The organism is Intrasporangium mesophilum, assembly GCF_054783095.1.
Map to the genome: position 1 here is coordinate 78,704 of NZ_BAAGRF010000027.1, position 18,725 is coordinate 97,428.

The following is an 18,725-nucleotide window of genomic DNA, read 5'->3' on the forward strand; positions in this document are numbered from 1 at the left end:
CGGAGTTCGTCCGTTCAGCATCACTACACGAACTTCGAGGACGAACACCACATGGTCACTCTCGCGCTCGCGGACGAGTCGAAGAACGTCTTCCAGCAGCTCATCGACGCTGCGATCCCGGTCGGGCAGTACCAGCTGCACTGGCTCGAGCTCATCGGCGTGCTCATCGGCGTCGCGTCGGCCTGGCTCGGCATGAAGCGCCTGGTCTGGGCCTGGCCGGTCGGCATCGTCGCCAACGTCATGCTCTTCTTCGTCTACCTCGGTGCCCTTTTCGGGGCCGACGAGCGGATCCCGCTCTTCGGCCAGGCCGGACGCCAGGTCTTCTTCATCATCACCAGCATCTACGGCTGGTGGCGCTGGTCCCGGATCCGTCGGCTCAACCACGCCGACGACCCGTCCGGGGCTGCGATCACCCCACGCTGGGCCACGGCCCGTGAGCGGACGGCCGTCATCGCGCTGTGGCTGGTCGGCACCATCATCGTCGCCCAGGTCTTCAAGTGGATCTGGAGCCTCGCCCCGAACCCGTTCTTCACGCCCGAGTGGTGGTTCTACTGGTGCGACGCGTGGATCTTCGTCGGCTCGATCGCGGCGACCTATGCGATGGCGCGCGGCTGGAACGAGTTCTGGCTGGCCTGGATCGGCGTCGACCTCGTCGGCGTCCCGTTCGGGCTCGCCACCGGCTACGTGCCGACCGCGGTCCTCTACACCTTCTACGGCGCGTTCGTCGTCTACGGGTTCATCCAGTGGGTCAAGGTGTCCCGCACGGCCAAGCCTGACGTCGAGCCGGCCCTCGCGGACGCGAAGGCCGGCTGATCGGGCGGTCGCGCGACATGACGGACACGTCCGACTCGACCGAGAGCATGGGACCGGCAGCGGCGTCCTGGATGCGGCGGGCTCTCCACCTCGCCGCATCCGGGCCGTGGCCTGACCCGAACCCTCGGGTCGGCTGCGTCCTCGTGGGTCCCGCGGGTGAGGTCGTCGGTGAGGGGTACCACCGGGGTGCCGGCTCACCCCACGCGGAGGTCGACGCGGTGGCTGCCGCGGGCACGCGCTCACGGGGCAGCACGGCATACGTCACGCTGGAGCCGTGCTCGCACGCGGGCCGCACCGGGCCTTGCGCCGACCTGCTGGTCGCTGCCGGCGTCGCACGCGTCGTCTACGCCCAGACCGACCCCAACCCTGAGGCGGCCGGCGGTGCGGAGGTGCTCCGACGCGCCGGAGTCGACACCGTGGGCGGCGTGCTCGCCGACGAGGCCGCCGCGCTCAACGACCGCTGGTCGCGCACCGTGGCCCTCGGTCGCCCGCTCGTGACGTGGAAGTTCGCGGCAACGCTGGACGGTCGCAGCGCGGCGTCCGACGGCAGCAGCCAGTGGATCACCGGGGAGGCGGCACGCGCGGACGTCCACGTTCAGCGGGCCACGCGCGACGCTGTCCTCGTCGGGACCGGCACCGTGATCGCCGACGACCCCAGGCTCACCGTTCGTATGCCGGATGGCCGGGAGGCCGCCCGACAGCCTCTGCGCGTCGTCATGGGAGAGCGCTCGGTGTCTCGCGATGCCCGCCTCCATGCCGGCCCCGGAGAGGTGCTGCACCTCGCCACACGCGAGCCGGGCGCAGCGCTGCGCGCCTTGTGGGACAGGGGAGTCCGCGATGTGTGGCTGGAAGGAGGCCCGACGCTGGCGGCGGCCTTCCTGACCGCCGGGCTGGTGGACGAGGTCTACGCGTACCTCGCACCGGCACTGCTCGGGGATGGCCGCGCAGCGGTGGGCGACCTGGGCATCGGCACGGTGTCGGACATGGTGCGGCTGGTGCCGATCGAAGTCACTTGCGTCGGCGACGACATCCGGGTCCACGCCATCACACGGGCGCGTGCCGACCTGTCCGGTCGTGCCGATTCGGGGCCGGGCGGCCCGAACGAGGCATGGGAAGCAGCAGAGGGTACGAGGAACAGGGAGTAGGAGCAGATGTTCACCGGAATCGTCGAAGAGCTCGGCACGGTCGCGTCGATCACGCACGGGCCGGAGTCAGCCGTGCTCCGCGTCCTCGGGCCACAGGTGGTCACCGATGCCACCCACGGCGCATCGATCGCCGTCAACGGGGTGTGCCTGACGGTCACCGAGCACGACGCGCAGGGCTTCACGGTGGATGTGATGGCCGAGACCCTGCGCCGCAGCAGCCTCGGGGCGCTGCGTCCGGGTGACCGGGTCAACCTCGAGCGTGCGATGCCCGCTGACGGGCGTTTCGGCGGTCACATCGTTCAGGGGCACGTCGACGGCACCGCCTCGATCATCGGGCGGACGCCTGGGGATCGTTGGGAGACGGTCGTGCTCACGCTCCCGCCGCAGCTGGCCGGATACGTGGTCGAGAAGGGCTCGATCACCGTCGACGGCGTCTCGCTCACCGTGGCTTCCGTCGAGGACGGCTCGTTCACCGTGTCGCTGACCCCGACGACGTTGGAACTGACGACGTTGAGCCGAAAGGGAGTCGGCGACGTCGTCAACCTCGAGGTCGACGTTCTGGCCAAGTACGTCGAGCGCTTGCTCCAGCAGGGCGGGCGCCTTGCGCGGAGCGCAGGACACCGTGAGCGGAGCGCAGGGCACCTCGAGCGGCCCGAACCACCGAACACCAACCAGGAGGTCCCGTCATGAGCGTGCTGTCGACCATCGAGGAGGCGCTCGAGGCGCTTCGTGAGGGCCGACCGGTCCTGGTGCTCGATGACGAGGACCGGGAGAACGAGGGTGACCTGGTCCTGGCGGGCACGACGGCGACGGCGAAGTGGATGGCGTGGACGATCCGGCACTCGTCGGGGTACCTGTGCGCGCCGATGCCGGCGGAGGTCGCCGACCGGCTGGACCTGCCGCTCATGGTCGCCGCGAACCGTGACCCGTTGCGGACGGCATACACGGTCTCGGTCGACGCCGCGTCGGGCGTGTCGACGGGCATCTCCGCGGCCGACCGCCTCCGCACGCTGCAGGTGCTCGCCGACCCGTCCTCGACCGCGGCCGACCTGATCCGTCCTGGGCATGTCCTACCGCTTCGCGCTCGTCCTGGTGGGGTGCTGACCCGTCCGGGTCACACGGAGGCTGCGGTCGACCTGGCCCGGCTCGCAGGGCTGCCGCCGGTGGCACTGATCGGTGAGCTGGTCCATGACGACGGCCGGATGATGCGGATGCAGGGCGTCGTCGACCTGTCACGTGAGTTCGACCTGCCGGTGATCACCATCGAGCAGCTGATCGGCTGGCGGCAGCGCTATGACCGGGTCGAGCGCCTTGCGACGACGCGGATCCCGACGGTGCACGGCACCTTCACCGCGCACGGCTACCGCGACACCCTGACGGGTGACGAGCACGTGGCGCTGGTGAGCCCGCGGGGGCTCAAGGGCCTCAGCGACTCGGGGCCGGTGCTGACGCGACTGCACTCGGAGTGCCTGACCGGTGACGCGTTCGGGTCGCTGCGCTGCGACTGCGGCCCGCAGCTGCAGGCCTCGCTGTCCCGGGTCGGGCGTGACGGGGGTGTCGTGGTCTATCTCGGTGGCCACGAGGGCCGCGGGGTAGGCCTGGTGGACAAGCTGCGCGCCTACGCCCAGCAGGACCGTGGCGCCGACACCGTGGATGCCCAGACGGCACTGGGTCTGCCGGTCGATGCCCGCGAGTACGCCGCCGGAGCCGCGATCCTGCACGACCTCGGCGCCGAGCAGGTGGTCCTGCTGACGAACAACCCCGCCAAGGTGGAGGCGCTGCGCCACCTGTCCATCGACGTGGTGGCGGTCGAGCGGCTGCACGGCCCGATCGGCCGGGACAACGAGCAGTACCTGGCGACCAAGCGTGTCCGGCTCGGTCACGACATTCCGCTGGCCGGCGAGCGGCGCGGCACCCACGGACTGGAGACCGCATGAAAGAGGGAGCCCCCGTCATCTCCACCGACGGAAGCGGACTGTCCGTCGCAGTCGTCGCCGCGAGCTGGCACGAGCGGGTCATGGACGGACTGCTCGACGGCGCCCGCCGCGGGCTCGCAGACGCGGGGGTGACCGAGGTCGACGTCGTCCGTGTCCCGGGCACCTTCGAGCTGCCGGTGGCGTGCGCCGCGCTCGCCGACCGGTACGACGCGCTCGTCGCGCTCGGGGTCGTCATCCGCGGTGGCACGCCGCACTTCGACTACGTCTGCCAAGCGGCGACCGTCGGCATCACCGAGGTGTCGGTGCGCACCGCGACCCCCATCGGGTTCGGGGTGCTCACCTGTGACGACGAGGCCCAGGCGGTGGACCGGGCCGGCCTTCCGGGCTCGGCCGAGGACAAGGGCCACGAGGCTGCCTCCGCTGCTGTGGCCACCGTGGTCGCGCTCCGAACGGCCACTGCGTCGCACGGCCTGTGGTGACCCCGGCAGCAGGGCCTTCCGGGGCACCGTCCCGACCCGTCATGTCCCAGGGGCCGGGCGGGATCGGCCGCCAGCCGGACGGCATTCAAGCCCCGGCGAACGCGCCCGTAGGCTTGGGCACCGTGAAGAGCTTTGAGCAGCTGTTTGCCGAGCTGGCCGACAAGGCGGCGACACGTCCCGAAGGGTCAGGGACGGTCGCCGCACTCGACGCCGGCGTGCACGCGATAGGCAAGAAGATCGTCGAGGAGGCGGCCGAGGTCTGGATGGCGGCCGAGTACCAGTCGACCGACGAGACGGCCGAGGAGATCAGCCAGCTGCTCTACCACCTTCAGGTCCTCATGCTCGCGAGGGGGATCTCGCTCGACGACGTCTACTCCCACCTCTGAGGCCGCTCGCACCGAGCGCCCGAGGACCATCCCAAGGAACCGAGAAATGCTGCGAATCGCCGTGCCCAACAAGGGGTCCCTGTCCGAGGCCACCGTCGAGATGCTGCGCGAGGCCGGATACCGGACGCGCCGCGACGCCAAGGAGCTGGTCGTCTCCGACCCCGACAACGACGTGGAGTTCTTCTACCTGCGGCCCCGCGACATCGCCGTCTACGTCGGGTCCGGCACCGTCGATGCGGGCGTCACCGGTCGGGACCTGCTCCTCGACTCGGGCTCCACCGCCGTCGAGGTCATCGCGCTCGGCTTCGGCGGTTCCACCTTCCGGTATGCCGCTCGGCCGGGTCACGTCTCGAGCATCGATGAGATCGCGGGCAAGAGGGTGGCGACGTCGTACCCGGGGCTGGTGCGGGCGGACCTCGCTCGGCGTGGGTTCACTGCCGACGTGGTCCGGCTCGACGGGGCCGTCGAGACCGCGATCACGCTCGGCGTCGCGGACGTCATCGCGGACGTCGTCGAGACGGGAACGACTCTGCGCAACCAGGGGCTCGAGGTGTTCGGAGAGCCGATCCTGCGCTCGGAGGCGGTTCTGATCCGCGGCGACCGGCCGGGCGAGGCGCAGGCCGTCTCCGTGCTCGAGCGACGGCTCGCCGGCGTCATCACGGCACGCACGTACGTCATGCTCGACTACGACTGCCCGAGGGAGCTCGTCGACAAGGCGACCGAGCTGACTCCGGGCCTGGAGTCGCCGACCGTCTCCCCGCTGCAGGACGAGGACTGGGTCGCCGTGCGCGCCATGGTGCCGCGGATCGGCCGCAACCGGCTCATGGACGAGCTCTACGACCTGGGCGCCCGCGCGATCCTCGTCACCGACATCGCCGCATGCCGCCTGTGAGGGCCACCATGTCGCATCGCCACCACGCCCGCGAAGTGCTCCCGTGAGCCACGACCTGCCGCAGCAGCCGGCGACCGAGGCGCTGGCTCCGTTCCGCCCGCGCCGCGGCCGGGCCGTCGCGCTCGGCGTGGTCTGGGGGTCGCTGCTGGTCTTCGGCGTCATCGCCGTCATCATGCCGACGCAGGCCGACGGGCGCTGGGGCCCCGGCGACCGCCTCATGTTCTTCGGGCTCGGCGTGCTCATCGCGCTCGTCGCCTGGCGGTATGCCGCGATCGTGGCGGTCCCCAGCCGCGAGGGCCTCGTCGTCCGGAACCTCGTCGTGACGCGGACCCTCGAGTGGCCGGAGATCGTCGGCATCCAGTTCGGCGGTGGGGAGCCCTGGGTGAGCCTCGACCTCGAGGACGGAGACACCGTCGCGGTGATGGCGATCCAGAAGGCGGACGGGGACGTGTCCTCGCGGGAGGCGTCGCGGCTGGCCGCCCTGATCCAGGCGTTCGGCGAGGCTCGCGAGCCCGGCCCGGACGCGCGGCCGGACGGCGGCCTGACGTGAGTGGTGAGCCCACGCCGGACCGGATGCGCCACGCTCTCGGGCACTTCGCGACCGGGGTCACCATCGTGACCGGGTATGCCGCCGACGGGGAGCCGGTGGGCTTCGCCTGCCAGTCATTCGCCTCGGTCTCGCTCCATCCGCCGCTGGTGCTGTTCTGTGCCGACCACCGGGGACGGTCCTGGCCGCGGATGCGTGACGACGGCCGCTTCACGGTCAACGTGCTGCGCGACGAGCAACGTGACCTGATCGCACGGTTCGGATCCCGGGCCGGCCGGCGCTTCGACGGGCTGGAGTGGTTCGAGTCCGAGCACGGTGGGCCGAGCCTGCCGGGGGCGATCATGCGGGTCCACGGCGCAGTAGACGGGGTGCACGTGGCGGGCGACCACGACGTCGTCGTCGGACGGGTCATCGAGCTCGAGGATGGCGAGCAGGGCCGCCCGATGCTTTTCTACCGGGGCCGGTTCACGGTCACCGAGCGCCGCGGGTCGGCGGTCTGGGACGAGGCACCCGAGCCGCTGGACGACTACTGGGGCTGACCTGCCCGAACGCTTGCTCGTGCCGGCGTCGCGTCAGCCGACCCGGGCCGGCTGCCGCAGGCGAGACGCGCGCCAGGCCAGCGGCCCCGCCACGAGCAGGACGATCGCACCCAGCCCGACGGCATACCACGGCAGGTCCGTCGGGATGCCGAGGTACACCGTGATGCCGAGGATGCGTGACAGACCCCAGGGCAGCAGGGCGAGCTGGTCGTTCCACACGGTCAGCGCCCGCTCGGTCCCGACCGCGCCCACGAGCCCGCCGACCGAGAGCAGCGCCGTGCCGACGACGGCGAGCGCCGTCCACGCCGCACCGGCTCGGCCGAGGTCCGGGCGCAGCGACCATGCGGCCGCGACGAGCACCCACGCCAAGAGCGCGAATGAAACGACGACGTATGCCGTTCGGCCGGCCGGGTCGGTCCAGAAGCCGAACCAGTAGCCACCCGGTCCGCGCGGTGACAGGACCGCGCACAGGAGCGCGACCCGAAGCAGCACCGAGCCACCCACGGCTGCGATGACCGGCCATGGGTCCCGGCGGCGCAGCGCCAGGGCGAGGACGACTGCGAGGGCAAGCCAGCCGAGTGCGACCACGGCGATGTGGGCCGGGGCGAGGAACCAGGTCTGGACGAGACGGCTCGCGGCAAGGGCTACGAGGGGGACGGCGACGAGCAGGACCCGGCTGGCCCGTCCCAGCCCGCGCGTGACCTCCGACGCGCGCCAGGGCCTCGTGCCGGCGACCCACAGGGCACGGGCGGCCGGCAGCGAGAACCGGCCCCGCCCGAGTGCGCCGAACGCCAGCCAGCCGACGACGAGGACGAGCAGCACCCGGGCCAGCCAGGCCATGGCCGGGTCACGATCCGCGCGCTCCGTCCCCAGACGGGCCGCCGTCAGGTTGTATGCCGGCAGGTCGACGTCGCCCGCCCACCTCCGCTCGTGGGTGCTCGCGGCTGCCTCGAACCGTCCTCGTGCCGCCGTCCACTCGGCCCGAGCCTGGGCAGATCCGGTGTCGAGCCACTCGGCATGGCGCAGGACCATCGTGCGGTAGGCCGACAGCGTCGTGAGCAGGTCGACCTCGTAGTCGAGAGTCCGGACCAGGTGGTCGCGCAGGGCCGGGTCACGCCATCCTTGTGACGGCGCGTGGGTCACGGCGTCGCGCATCCGCTCGGCCGCGGCCACTGCGCGCTCGCCCCCCGCGATCGCGTCGTTCAGCCGATCGCGGCTGACGGCATAGACGAGGTCGAGCACGCCGCTGTCGCCCGTGAGGATGTCCCACTCGAAGACCCACATCATCGGTGGCGGCTCGAGCCCCAGCGCGAACACGCGCTTCGCGGCGAACGGGCCGACGTAGAGTCCCTCCGTTATCGCCTGCCTCGAGTCCGCCATCGCGGTGGTCACGGCGGCCACGATGGCCGGTTCACCCGAGAACCACCGTCGGGCCCAGCCGGCCGTGACCTGGGCCGGGTCCGTCCCCGGGTCGCGAGCGAGCCGGACGGCAAGGACAGTGTTCAGCTCGTAGAGCTGCCAGAAGCCCGCCTTCAGCTCGAGCGTCATCGGCCCTGCGCGCCACGGGCCGCCGTCCTGGGTCCAGGTCCAGATCCCCTCCACCCGTGGGTTGGCGGCGACGAACCGCTGGATCGCCTGCTGGTAGAGGTCACCGAGGTCGTTCGGAAGCGCCCCGGAACCCTCGAACTCACGGCGGCTCTGCAGCTCGATGATCCGGCGCTGGGTGCCGGTCTCCAGGGTGTGGTTGAAGGGCAGGTGGCTGTAGAAGTCTCCGAGGGAGTACTTCGTGGATACGACCAGATGGTCCGAGTCGATCCCGTCGAGTACCGCGTGGAACGACGCGGGATCGGTGTGCATCGCGCCGACGGCGCCCACGCCCACGCTCCACGTGCGGAACACGACCTCTCGGTCCGCTCGCTCGGCCTGCGCGACGAACGTACGCAACATCGACCGCACCGCCGGGACGGTGGTGACCCCCAGCTCGGAGTAGTAGTCCCAGCCGGGCAGGTCGTAGACCCGTCCGGCCTCGCCGATGCGGATGACGACCCCGTCGACGTACGGCATGGTGCGGTAGAGCTCGTCCAGCCCGGCGGCATACACCTGCCAGAAGTCGTCCCGCTCGGTCGCGAGCGACCCGAACTGCTTCTCGAGGTAAGCCTGCAGCGGGGTGCTCAGGGTCAACATGTCCGTGCGGAAGTAGACCTTGAGGCCGAGGTCGTGTGCATGACGCCAGATCGCACCGAACGACTCACGCATCGCGAGCGCGCGTCCCACGTGGTCGTCGCCTGCTGCATACACGGTGTGACCGTCGCCGACGTCGGAGAAGGTCAGGTACTCCAGCAGCCCGGGGACGGCGACCGCGGTGTACCCCTCAGCGAGCAGGTGCCGGAAGTAGGCGTCGGCATCGGACCGGACCGACTTCAGGGCGGACTCGTCGACGAACGGCGCGGTCGGGAGGATGGCGTCGGCGAAGGCCTTGGAGTTGTGCGAGTAGTCGTCGCCGCGTGACCACGCCCCAGGGTCGGGTGTGACCCCGACCGCTCCCAGGTCAGCCATCCGGAACGGCAGTCGCGAGCTGACCTCTTGTCCGAGCCGCTCCGTCAGTGGTCGCCCCTCCCGGACGGCGAGCGCAAGGTCGTAGATCCCTCTGACCGCGCCCGCAGGAGTAGTGGCGCGGACGACCAACGCGCTCGGTGTGCCCTCCAACCGGTAGGTGTCGCTGTCGTTCCCCGCAGTGGCATCGGTGACGTGCACGGTGAGCGTGGTGGTCCCCTGCGTCTGGCCTGCGTCGCCGACTGCGTCGCGCAGCTCGGCAACCGCGGCTGCCGTCCGCTCGTCGGTGGGGGCGGTGACCCGGGTCAGAGCCGGTGGCGCGACGGCGGCCGCGGCCGTGGCGACTCGGGGCGACTCGACCGGCACCTGCTTTGCCTCGGTCCGGATGCCGAGCGTGCTTGACAGCCCGGTCGCGACCGCGAGGCCGGCCAAGAGCAGGACGAGGAACACGACGCCGAAAGCGACCCGGCGTCGCACTCCCGATTTCACGGGGAGCAAGATAGACCACGGAACTGTCCCAGCAGCACCGCCGCGAGATCGACGCCCTGGCGGTAAGTGGCGGACCAGGTGTCAGTCGACGCGTCGGAGGTCCGGCCGCAGCCGGAGGACCACGATTCCTTGGACCACGCCGATGGCGGCGAGGATCGCCCACACGGGGGTCAGCCCGCCTGTCGTGTCGCGGACCAGGCCCATGGTGATGGGGCCGATCGAGGCGACCCCGTAGGAGAAGAGGAAGGCCATTCCGGTCAGCCGGCCGCTGGCCTCCGGCGTCGACGTGTAGCGCACGAGGAGCACGAGAGCCAGGGAGAACGCAGCACCCTGTCCGAGGCCCGTCACGGCCGCCCAGACCCATGGGGCGGCGAGGGGAGCGAGCCAGATCGCGACGCAGCCGGCCACCCCGAGCACGGCCGCCGGGAACAGCAGCCGGCGCATGTCGGACGTCCGGTCGCTCAGGACGGGACCGAGCAGCCCGGACACGATCTGTGCCCCGCTGAACACGGCCGCGAGATAGCCGGCGGACGCGCGGGACCAGCCCTGCTCGACGTAGGTCGGCGCCAGCCACGTGACGGCCGAGTAGAAGCACCACGACTGGAGGGCGAGGTAGGCCGCGACGAGCCAGGCGGTGGGGTGGCGCCACGGCAGCCGGCCCGGCCCCTCTTCGCCGGGCGTGTGGTGCGGGTTCGCCCGCACGGTGAACGGCGTCCACGCGAGGAGACCGACGAGCGCGACGACACTCCACGAGCCGAGCGAGGCCTGCCAGGAGCCGAGCCGGTCGGCCAGGGGGACGGACAGAGCCGAGCTGAGTGCGGCACCGCCCATCATGGCCAGCATGTAGAGGCCGGTGATGAGACCGGCCCGCTCGGGCGGGAAGAAGGCCTTGACCAGTCGGGGGAGGAGTGTGCCGGCGAGCGCGATGCCGACGCCGCACACGAAGGTCCCCGCATAGAGCACGAAGCGGTTGTCGCCCGCGAAGCGGCTGGCGGTGCCGACGAGGATGCTCGCGACGGCGGCGAGCACGGCGGCAGCGGCCCCCAGCCGGTGGGCGATGCGCGAGGCCACCGGCGCGAAGATCCCCATGCAGAGCACGGGGAGGGTGGTCAGCGCGCCGGCTGCGGCGTGGCTCAGGCCGAGGTCGCTGGAGATGGCGTCGAGCAGGGGCGGGACGCTCGTGATGGCGATGCGCAGGTTCGCGGCGACGGCCACGAGGGCCACGGTCATGACCCACACGGGCGGGAGGGGGCGGATCGCTCGCGTGCTCATCCGTTGTCGCCGTATGCCGCAGCGACGAGTGGCGTCAGCGACTCGACGTCGGCTTGGGTGGAGTCGGCGGCTAGGTGGACCCAGTGGGTCGCTTGAGCGAATCCCTTTGCAGGAGAAAGGCGTTCGTCGGCGGGTGCGTCACCCCGGTAGCGAAGGCCGATCCGCAGAGTCCCTCGCGGCCCCGGAGCGACGGCGACGAACTGGGTCTTGCGCACCACCGGGATGTACGTGCTGCGACCCTGTGCCTCGGTGTCTTCCCCCATGGACAGGGCCAGCTCGACGACGGCGTCGTGCAGCGGGCGCAGCCCGGCCCGCGGACCGGTGTAGAGGTCGTCCGTGTAGCCGGTGACGGTCGGACGCTCCCACCCGGCCGCCGTGGCCGCGGCGTCGGCGATCGCCCACTGGCTGTTCTGGGCGACACCGTGGGCGTCCTTCAGCCAGCTGCGGACCGCCTTCTGGTCCAGCGGGTCGGGACCCTCGGCCCGCACGAGGGCGACCCACTCGTCGAGCGTCCGTCCTGTGCGCTCCTTCATCGACGCGGCCACTCCGGCCATCATGTCCGCGGGTTCCATGACTCAGAGACTAGATGTGTCGAGGACGAGGTCCGCACGCTCCCTCGTGCGGTCGGCCGCGAAGACCGCGGTCTCCTGGTCTGCCCAGCGCTCCCAGTGCGGCCGGTACGCCTCACCGTCGCGAGCGATGCCGCGCCGCATCCGCAGCGGGCGGTCAGCCTCGACGAAGACGGCCACTGCGGCATACTGCCCGGCCGGCTGCACGCTGGAACCGCACCCTTCGACGACGAGGAACTGCGATGGTGCCACCGTGCTGGTGCCGTCCCACTCGTCCCGCGCCCAGTCCCACATGCGGAATGCCGCCCGGCGGCCGCGCGAGATCGGGGCCAGCACCTGGTCGGCGAGCAGGGAAGGCGCGACCGCGAGCCCGTCCCACCCCGGGTAGACCCGGTCCATGTGGACGACCTCGACGGAGCCGTGGATGCCGAGGGCCTCGGACACGCCGAGGGCGAGCGTGGTCTTGCCCGACCCGCTCGGCCCGTCGATCGCGACGACCACCACGGCACCGCATCGCGGGGACGCGTGGGTCGCGAGCGAGACCACGGCATCGACGTGCTCCGGCAGTGCCGGCTCCGTCACCTGGTGCCACATGAACGGGACACTACCCATCGGGCGCGCTGGCCTAGATTAGGGCCATGCCGGTCGCCACCAGAGTCATCGCGTGCCTCGATGTCGACGCCGGCCGGGTGGTCAAGGGCGTCAACTTCGAGAACCTGCGTGATGCCGGCGACCCTGTCGAGCTCGCCAAGGTCTATGACGAGCAGGGCGTCGACGAGCTGACGTTCCTCGACGTGACCGCGAGCAGCGGCAACCGGGCGACGACCTACGAGGTGGTCAGCCGCACCGCGGAGCAGGTGTTCATCCCGCTCACCGTCGGCGGCGGCGTCCGCACGGTCGATGACGTCGACCGGCTGCTGCGCGCGGGCGCGGACAAGGTCGGGGTCAACACGGCCGCGATCGCGCGCCCCGAGCTGATCTCGGAGATCGCGAGCCGGTTCGGCGCTCAGGTGCTCGTGCTGTCGGCGGATGTCCGGCGGCGGATCGGTGACGACGGTGCCCCGACCGCCGACTTCGTCATGACCACGCACGGAGGACGCACGCCGGTCGACCTCGATGCCGTCGAGTGGTGCGCTCGGGCGGCCGAGCTCGGCGCGGGCGAGATCCTGCTCAACTCGATGGACGCCGACGGCACGAAGGACGGCTTCGACCTCGAGCTCATCAGGAAGGTGCGCGCGGCCGTGTCGGTGCCGGTCATCGCGAGCGGTGGCGCGGGTCGGGTCGAGCACTTCGCCCCGGCGGTCGAGGCGGGAGCGGACGCCGTCCTTGCGGCGAGCGTCTTCCACTTCGGCGAGCTCACCGTCGGAGAGGTCAAGGACGCGCTGCGAGCCGCCGGCGTCACCGTGCGCTGACGCACTGCAAGCCCCCTCGGCCCGCTCGGCTCGCTCGGCTCGCCCAGACTCGCTCAGCTGATGCCGAGGTGGACTCCCTGCAGCGCGGCGATGTCGTCGGCGTCACCCTCGAGCTCGACATCGGCGACCGTCGTGCGCCCGTAGGAGTAGAGCATCAGCTCTTCCGGACGTCCGCGCAGGATGACGGTGCCATGCACGTCGGGGAGCTTCGCGGCATAACGCCCCTGGCCCTCGGCGATGAGCACGATCCCGGTCGGGACGCGGCGGTACATCAGCCGCGCCGAGCGGCGCAGCCCGGTCCACAGGGCGGCGCGGCGGTCGGCAGGCAGCTCGCGCGGCTGCCACTGCGGCTGCGCCCGGCGAACGTCCTCGAAGTGGACAAAGAACTCGACGAGGTTGGTCAGCTCGTCGATCCGGGCGTTGCGCATCGGGTTCCACACCGGCGGGCCCATCCGGACGCGCCCGACGAGCGCGGGGTAGTCGCCGAGTGCCATCGCGCGCTGCTCGCGCTCGAGGTGGCCTCGCAGGAACGGGATGAAGCGCCCGGCGGACAGGTCGGGCCGGTGCTCGCGGACGACCAGGTGCGCCGCCATGTCACGCGTCTCCCAGCCCTCGCACAGGGTGGGCTCGTCGGGGCCGAGACGGTCGAGCTCGTCGCAGAGCTGCAGACGTTCGGACTGGGCGTGGCGCATCATGCGGTCATCCTCTCAGGTCGGGTTCGGCGGGCCGTCCACGTGGTAACTCGCTGGCTCCCACTGCCTGCGAGTCTCTAGGGTCGTCTGGTGATCGAGCTGGTGCGTCCCACGGTCGACCTGGCCGACTCGTGGTGGGAGATGGTCGACGAGTTCGACGGAGAGCTGATCCACGGGTCGAGCTACCGGGCCTCCGACCGCGACGTCCTGCGTGACCCGGATGCCTTCGAGGAGTGGGTCGACGCACTGGGCCGGATGGAGCGATCGGACGAGCCGCTGCCCGAGGGGCGTGTGCCTTCGTCGAACCGCTGGATCGTCGAGGACGGCCGGGTGCTCGGCACCATCGCCCTGCGCCATGGCCTCACGCGATCCTTGCTCGCGGAGGGCGGCCACATCGGGTATGCCGTCCGGCCGGGGTCACGTCGGCGCGGGGTCGCGACGGCCGCGCTGGGCATCGCCCTCGACCTGGCCGCCGCCCGTGCGATCGACCCGGTGCTGGTCACGTGCGACGACGACAACCTCGGGTCCGCCCGCACGATCGAGGGGCAAGGAGGGGACCTCGAGGACGTGCGGGACGGCATACGCCGGTACTGGGTAGCCACCGGCGCACCCGCCACGCCCATCTCGGCAGGCGTCGTGGAGACCCGGCTCGCCCGGCTGGTGCCGGTGACCCGCGACGAGGCCGACGCCATGCGCGCGGGGGAGAGGCGACCCGGCTGGGCAGAGGGCTATCCGCGCGAGGACGACCTCGACGCGGTCGGGATGATGGGCGACCCGGACGCGTGGTCGCCGCGCCACATCGTCCGCCGGGCGGACTCGCTCACCGTCGGGACGATCGGGTGCTTCGGGCCGCCGGACGAGCGGGCCGTCGTCGAGGTGGGCTATGGGCTGGTGCCTTCGGCACGCGGTGGTGGCCTCATGACGGATGTGCTGTCCGCGATGTGCCGCTCCCTGGAGGCCGCAGGCCTTGAGGTGGTCGCGCACACGGAACCCGACAACGTGCCGAGCCACCGGGTCCTTGGCCGGCTCGGCTTCGTGCGCGTGGACGAGCCGGAGGCCCTGCCGGCGGCGGACGGGCCCGGCGATGGGGCCGAGTGGCTGTGGGTGAGGCGGCCGCGCAGGGTCGTCGGTGGCTCATGAGAGGCTGAGTGGTCGCCACGGCATCGACCGTCGCAGGCGCAACCGTCAACAGAGCGCAGCATCAGGGGAGCCCCAGACCGTGAACGTCCCGACCACCTCGACCCTTCGCGAGGGCTTTGCCGTCATCGGTAAAGGGATCAAGGGTGAGCCGCGGTGGTTCGCCCTGGCTGTGGTCGGCAGTGTCATCTACGGCGTGATGACCGGCCTCACCGCGTGGGCGATCGGATGGGTCGTGGACGCGGCCGTCGCGCCCGCGATCAAGGCCGGGTCGGTGACTGGTCAGCAGCTGTGGTTCATCGGCGGCGTCGTCGCCCTCGTCGTCCTCGTCACCACCGTGGGGGTCATCGGACGCCGCCTCGCCGGTGGTATCGCGATGTTCAACCTGGGCGCGACCTACCGCCGCAAGGTCACCCGGCAGTACCTCCGGCTCCCCCTGAGCTGGCACCACCGGCATCCGTCCGGGCAGCTGCTGTCCAACGCGAACGCCGATGTCGAGGCGACCTGGAACATCTTCGCGCCCCTGCCCATGGCACTCGGGGTCATCGTCATGCTGGTGTTCGGGATCGTCCAGATGGTCATCGTGGACCCGTGGCTCGCCCTCGTCGGCCTGACGGTCTTTCCCATGCTGTTCTTCGCCAACGTCCTGTTCCAGCGGGCCATGTCGCCCCGCGTGACCCGTGCGCAGCAGCTGCGCGCAGACGTCTCGGAGGTCGCCCACGAGAGCTTCGAGGCCGCCCTCATCGTCAAGTCGCTCGGCCGCGAGGACCACGAGGCGGACCGGTTCCGCGTCGTGACCCATGAGCTGCGCGATGCCAACATCGAGGTGGGCCGCACCCGCGGCCGGTTCGACCCCACGATCGAGGCGATCCCGACCATCGGCACGCTCGCCGTCCTGCTCGTCGGCACGCTGCGCGTCGAGTCCGGCCAGCTGACCGCCGCCCAGGTCGTGCAGATCGCCTACCTGTTCTCGATCCTCGCGTTCCCGGTGCGCGCCCTCGGCTGGGTGCTCGCCGAGATGCCCCGGGCCGTGGTCGGGTGGAACCGCGTCAACGCGGTGCTGGAGGCGACCGGCAGCATGGAGTACGGCGCGAAGGAGCTCCCGCGCGGGTCGGCCAGCCACCTCCAGTCCGATGGCCTCGCCTATGCCTACGAGATCGAGACGGAGGACGGTGAGCCGGACCTCAACCCGGCCGTCGTCGACGTCACCCTCGACATCGCGCCGGGGGCGACGGTCGCGCTCGTCGGGCCCACGGGCAGCGGCAAGTCGACGTTGACCAACCTCGTCATGCGCCTCGTCGACCCCGACTCCGGCGCCGTGCTCGTCGACGACGTCGACCTTCGCGAGGTCCGCAAGGGAGGCGTGAGTGACGTCGCCGCGCTCGTGGCACAGCAGACCTTCATGTTCGACGACAGTGTGCGTGGCAACATCACCCTCGGCACGGCCCATGACGACGATGCCGTCTGGGCAGCGCTCCACGTGGCTCAAGGGGCAGGCTTCGTGGAGCGGCTGCCCGACCGGCTGGATACCCACGTGGGGGAGCGCGGCGCAAGCCTCTCCGGAGGCCAGCGTCAGCGGATCGCCTTGGCCCGCGCTGTGATTCGCGAGCCGCAGCTGCTTGTCCTCGACGACGCGACGTCTGCGGTCGACCCGAGCGTCGAGCAGGCGATCCTCAACCGGCTGCGCGAGGCGAGCTCCGGCACGACGGTTCTCGTGGTCGCCTACCGGATGGCCACGATCCTGCTCGCCGACGAGGTCGTCTACATCGAGCAGGGGCGCGTCGTCGACCACGGCACCCACGAGCAGCTGCTCGGCCGGTGTGTCGGCTACGAGCGGCTCGTCACGGCATACGCCCGCGAGGCCGCCGAGCGCGAGGCCATCGCGGCCGACGAGGAGCTCGGTGAAGACCATGGCCGCGGTGAGGTCGAGCAGGAGGTCTCACGATGAGCATGCGTTCTCAGGCGCTGGTCGAGCACCACGGGATCGCCACCGGCAAGGGGATGACCACCTGGCAGACGCTTCGGCGCGGCTTCGAGCTCTCGCCGGAGATGCGCAAGGGCATCTGGGTCACCGTGGCGCTCGCGGTGCTCTCGACCCTGGGCCGGGTCCTCGTGCCGTTCGTGGTCCAGCGGATCACCGACGACGGGCTGCTCGCCGCGGGCGGGCCCTACCTCGATGTCGTCGTCCGCTATATCGGCCTCGCCCTCGTCGGTGTGGTCATCACCGCCTTCTCTGCCTACTTCGTGAACGTCCGCCTCTTCACGGCCTCGGAGAGCGGCCTGGCCACCTTGCGGCTCAAGGCGTTCCGCCACATCCACGACCTCGCCATGCTGACGCAGAACACCGAGCGTCGCGGGTCCCTGGTCTCGCGCGTGACCTCCGACGTCGACACGATCTCGATGTTCGTGCAGTTCGGCGGCCTCATGCTGATGATCAACGTCGCCCAGATCAGCCTCGCCACCGTGCTCATGGTGATCTACAGCCCGGTGCTGGCTCTCGTCGTCTGGCTCTGCTTCGTGCCGCTGTTCGTCATCATCCGCAAGTTCCAGGGGATCGTCGGGCGCGCCTACACCCGCGTGCGAGAGCGGGTCGGAGACATGCTGGGCGCCATCTCCGAGGCGGTCGTGGGAGCCCAGGCGATCCGTGCCTACGGCGTCGAGGACCGCACCGCCGAGCGGATCGACGACGCCGTCGAGGCCCATCGCACAGCGGCCATCGGGGCCCAGGCCCGTTCGGTCGTCGCCTTCACCTCCGGCCAGCTCGTGTCCGGGCTCACCACCGCCGTCGTCCTCGTCGTCGGCACGGTGCTCGGCGCTCGAGGCAGTCTCACACTCGGTGAGCTGCTCGCGTTCCTGTTCCTCGTCAACCTCTTCACGATGCCGGTCCAGCAGGCGACCGAGATCCTCAACGAGATGCAGAACGCCGTGGCCGGATGGCGGCGCGTGATCGGCATCATCGACACCGCCGCCGACGTGGCCGACCCTGCCGACGACGGCGTGTCGCTGCCTCGAGGACCGATCACCGTGCAGTTCACCGGCGTCGGCTTCGCCTACCCCGGCGGCGAGCCGGTGCTCCACGACATCGACCTCACGATCGCGCCGCGCAGCCGCGTGGCCATCGTCGGGGAGACCGGTTCGGGCAAGTCGACCCTCGCGAAGCTGCTGACCCGGCTGATGGACCCGACGAGCGGCCAGGTCCTGCTCGACGGAGTCGACCTGCGCACGATCCGCTTCTCGTCGCTGCGGTCCCGGGTGGTGCTGGTGCCGCAGGAGGGGTTCCTCTTCGACGGCACGCTGCTCGACAACCTCCGGTTCGGCCGTCCGCATGCCAGTGCCGACGACGTCCGGCTCACGCTGACCGAGCTCGGGCTCGACGCGTGGGTGGCGACTCTGCCGCTCGGCCTGTCGACCGACGTCGGCCAGCGGGGGGAGTCGCTGTCGGCGGGCGAGCGCCAGCTCGTGGCGCTGGCCCGCGCCTACCTCGCCGACCCCGACCTGCTGGTCCTCGACGAAGCGACCTCGGCGGTCGACCCGAGCACCGAGGTGCGGCTCCAGCGAGCCCTCGACTCCCTGACTCGGGGGCGGACCTCGATCGCGATCGCGCACCGCCTGTCCACCGCCCAGGCCGCCGACGAGGTGATCGTCGTCGACGCCGGCCGGGTCGTCGAGCGCGGACATCACAGCGAGCTCGTCGGCCTCGGCGGTGTCTACTCGCGGCTGCACGAGTCGTGGGTCGCCCAGCAGCAGGCCATCTGACCGGGAGTCCTGGCCTGCCTCCGCGTGCGGTGGAACCGCTCGACATGCCGCACCCGCAGCTTGGTTTCGAGACCACCGGCAGAGCCTGGTGACGTCCCGGGCAGAAT

Annotated in this window: 18 protein-coding genes; 13 read left to right on the forward strand and 5 right to left on the reverse strand. The window is 71.2% G+C overall.

Annotated features, from left to right (window positions below):
- Nucleotides 1-51: 51 nt before the first annotated feature.
- The 9 genes from pnuC to ACYVLP_RS18675 all read left to right on the forward strand — a co-directional run bounded on the left by pnuC (nucleotide 52) and on the right by ACYVLP_RS18675 (nucleotide 6,738).
- On the forward strand, nucleotides 52-813 hold the full coding sequence (pnuC, locus tag ACYVLP_RS18635; RefSeq protein ID WP_460628825.1) for a nicotinamide riboside transporter PnuC: 762 nt from the start codon (nucleotides 52-54) through the stop codon (nucleotides 811-813).
- Nucleotides 814-830: 17 nt separating this feature from the next.
- Nucleotides 831-1,958 carry a bifunctional diaminohydroxyphosphoribosylaminopyrimidine deaminase/5-amino-6-(5-phosphoribosylamino)uracil reductase RibD gene (gene ribD / locus ACYVLP_RS18640; protein ID WP_460628826.1) on the forward strand — a complete coding sequence of 376 codons (1,128 nt, stop codon included), beginning with the start codon at nucleotides 831-833 and terminating at the stop codon, nucleotides 1,956-1,958.
- A 6-nt stretch (nucleotides 1,959-1,964) separates the two neighbouring features.
- Nucleotides 1,965-2,648 (forward strand): riboflavin synthase, encoded by a 684-nt coding sequence (locus tag ACYVLP_RS18645; protein ID WP_460628827.1) that lies wholly within the window; start codon nucleotides 1,965-1,967, stop codon nucleotides 2,646-2,648.
- Nucleotides 2,645-3,895, forward strand: coding sequence for a 3,4-dihydroxy-2-butanone-4-phosphate synthase (gene ribB / locus ACYVLP_RS18650; protein WP_460628828.1), 1,251 nt, complete (start codon nucleotides 2,645-2,647; stop codon nucleotides 3,893-3,895). The genes ACYVLP_RS18645 and ribB overlap by 4 nt, the downstream gene beginning before the upstream one ends.
- Nucleotides 3,892-4,374, forward strand: a complete 483-nt coding sequence (gene ribH, locus ACYVLP_RS18655; protein WP_460628829.1) for a 6,7-dimethyl-8-ribityllumazine synthase — start codon at nucleotides 3,892-3,894, stop codon at nucleotides 4,372-4,374. The genes ribB and ribH overlap by 4 nt, the downstream gene beginning before the upstream one ends.
- A gap of 122 nt (nucleotides 4,375-4,496) precedes the next feature.
- On the forward strand, nucleotides 4,497-4,760 hold the full coding sequence (locus ACYVLP_RS18660) for a phosphoribosyl-ATP diphosphatase (RefSeq protein ID WP_460628830.1): 264 nt from the start codon (nucleotides 4,497-4,499) through the stop codon (nucleotides 4,758-4,760).
- A 46-nt stretch (nucleotides 4,761-4,806) separates the two neighbouring features.
- Nucleotides 4,807-5,652, forward strand: a complete 846-nt coding sequence (hisG, locus tag ACYVLP_RS18665; RefSeq protein WP_460628831.1) for an ATP phosphoribosyltransferase — start codon at nucleotides 4,807-4,809, stop codon at nucleotides 5,650-5,652.
- Nucleotides 5,653-5,695: 43 nt separating this feature from the next.
- Nucleotides 5,696-6,202, forward strand: coding sequence for a PH domain-containing protein (locus ACYVLP_RS18670; protein ID WP_460628832.1), 507 nt, complete (start codon nucleotides 5,696-5,698; stop codon nucleotides 6,200-6,202).
- Nucleotides 6,199-6,738, forward strand: coding sequence for a flavin reductase family protein (locus ACYVLP_RS18675; RefSeq protein ID WP_460628833.1), 540 nt, complete (start codon nucleotides 6,199-6,201; stop codon nucleotides 6,736-6,738). Before ACYVLP_RS18670 ends, ACYVLP_RS18675 begins: the two co-directional genes overlap by 4 nt.
- Before the next feature lie 33 nt (nucleotides 6,739-6,771).
- Here the strand turns inward: ACYVLP_RS18675 and ACYVLP_RS18680 are convergent, their stop codons facing one another.
- The 4 genes from ACYVLP_RS18680 to ACYVLP_RS18695 form a co-directional block, all read right to left on the reverse strand.
- Entirely contained in the window at nucleotides 6,772-9,780 is a 3,009-nt protein-coding gene (locus ACYVLP_RS18680; RefSeq protein WP_460628834.1) for a hypothetical protein, read from the reverse strand.
- An 81-nt stretch (nucleotides 9,781-9,861) separates the two neighbouring features.
- Entirely contained in the window at nucleotides 9,862-11,052 is a 1,191-nt protein-coding gene (locus tag ACYVLP_RS18685; RefSeq protein ID WP_460628835.1) for an MFS transporter, read from the reverse strand.
- A complete protein-coding gene (locus tag ACYVLP_RS18690) occupies nucleotides 11,049-11,624 on the reverse strand; it encodes a DUF5655 domain-containing protein (RefSeq protein ID WP_460628836.1) in 576 nt (191 codons plus the stop codon). The genes ACYVLP_RS18685 and ACYVLP_RS18690 overlap by 4 nt, the downstream gene beginning before the upstream one ends.
- Before the next feature lie 3 nt (nucleotides 11,625-11,627).
- Nucleotides 11,628-12,215 carry a nucleoside/nucleotide kinase family protein gene (locus tag ACYVLP_RS18695; RefSeq protein ID WP_460628837.1) on the reverse strand — a complete coding sequence of 196 codons (588 nt, stop codon included), beginning with the start codon at nucleotides 12,213-12,215 and terminating at the stop codon, nucleotides 11,628-11,630.
- 44 nt (nucleotides 12,216-12,259) lie between these two features.
- Here ACYVLP_RS18695 and hisF point away from each other — a divergent pair, with 44 nt between their 5' ends.
- Nucleotides 12,260-13,033 carry an imidazole glycerol phosphate synthase subunit HisF gene (gene hisF, locus ACYVLP_RS18700; RefSeq protein ID WP_460628838.1) on the forward strand — a complete coding sequence of 258 codons (774 nt, stop codon included), beginning with the start codon at nucleotides 12,260-12,262 and terminating at the stop codon, nucleotides 13,031-13,033.
- A 53-nt stretch (nucleotides 13,034-13,086) separates the two neighbouring features.
- Here the strand turns inward: hisF and ACYVLP_RS18705 are convergent, their stop codons facing one another.
- Nucleotides 13,087-13,728 (reverse strand): TIGR03085 family metal-binding protein, encoded by a 642-nt coding sequence (locus ACYVLP_RS18705; protein ID WP_460628839.1) that lies wholly within the window; start codon nucleotides 13,726-13,728, stop codon nucleotides 13,087-13,089.
- An 87-nt stretch (nucleotides 13,729-13,815) separates the two neighbouring features.
- Here ACYVLP_RS18705 and ACYVLP_RS18710 point away from each other — a divergent pair, with 87 nt between their 5' ends.
- The 3 genes from ACYVLP_RS18710 (at nucleotide 13,816) to ACYVLP_RS18720 (ending at nucleotide 18,618) form a co-directional block, all read left to right on the forward strand.
- Nucleotides 13,816-14,865: a GNAT family N-acetyltransferase gene (locus ACYVLP_RS18710; RefSeq protein ID WP_460628840.1), complete on the forward strand. Its 1,050-nt coding sequence runs from the start codon at nucleotides 13,816-13,818 to the stop codon at nucleotides 14,863-14,865.
- Between the two features lie 79 nt (nucleotides 14,866-14,944).
- Nucleotides 14,945-16,810: an ABC transporter ATP-binding protein gene (locus ACYVLP_RS18715; protein ID WP_460628841.1), complete on the forward strand. Its 1,866-nt coding sequence runs from the start codon at nucleotides 14,945-14,947 to the stop codon at nucleotides 16,808-16,810.
- Nucleotides 16,807-18,618 (forward strand): ABC transporter ATP-binding protein, encoded by a 1,812-nt coding sequence (locus tag ACYVLP_RS18720; protein ID WP_460628842.1) that lies wholly within the window; start codon nucleotides 16,807-16,809, stop codon nucleotides 18,616-18,618. The genes ACYVLP_RS18715 and ACYVLP_RS18720 overlap by 4 nt, the downstream gene beginning before the upstream one ends.
- Nucleotides 18,619-18,725 lie beyond the last annotated feature (107 nt).

Bases quoted from the DNA above. Each gene is read 5' to 3' on its own strand.
- ACYVLP_RS18705 (WP_460628839.1), bottom strand. From the start codon at position 13,728: ATGATGCGCCACGCCCAGTCCGAACGTCTGCAGCTCTGCGACGAGCTC.
- ACYVLP_RS18720 (WP_460628842.1), top strand. From the start codon at position 16,807: ATGAGCATGCGTTCTCAGGCGCTGGTCGAGCACCACGGGATCGCCACC.
- ACYVLP_RS18695 (WP_460628837.1), bottom strand. From the start codon at position 12,215: ATGTGGCACCAGGTGACGGAGCCGGCACTGCCGGAGCACGTCGATGCC.
- ribH (WP_460628829.1), top strand. From the start codon at position 3,892: ATGAAAGAGGGAGCCCCCGTCATCTCCACCGACGGAAGCGGACTGTCC.
- ACYVLP_RS18645 (WP_460628827.1), top strand. From the start codon at position 1,965: ATGTTCACCGGAATCGTCGAAGAGCTCGGCACGGTCGCGTCGATCACG.
- hisG (WP_460628831.1), top strand. From the start codon at position 4,807: ATGCTGCGAATCGCCGTGCCCAACAAGGGGTCCCTGTCCGAGGCCACC.
- ribD (WP_460628826.1), top strand. From the start codon at position 831: ATGACGGACACGTCCGACTCGACCGAGAGCATGGGACCGGCAGCGGCG.
- hisF (WP_460628838.1), top strand. From the start codon at position 12,260: ATGCCGGTCGCCACCAGAGTCATCGCGTGCCTCGATGTCGACGCCGGC.
- ACYVLP_RS18685 (WP_460628835.1), bottom strand. From the start codon at position 11,052: ATGAGCACGCGAGCGATCCGCCCCCTCCCGCCCGTGTGGGTCATGACC.
- ribB (WP_460628828.1), top strand. From the start codon at position 2,645: ATGAGCGTGCTGTCGACCATCGAGGAGGCGCTCGAGGCGCTTCGTGAG.
- ACYVLP_RS18690 (WP_460628836.1), bottom strand. From the start codon at position 11,624: ATGGAACCCGCGGACATGATGGCCGGAGTGGCCGCGTCGATGAAGGAG.
- pnuC (WP_460628825.1), top strand. From the start codon at position 52: ATGGTCACTCTCGCGCTCGCGGACGAGTCGAAGAACGTCTTCCAGCAG.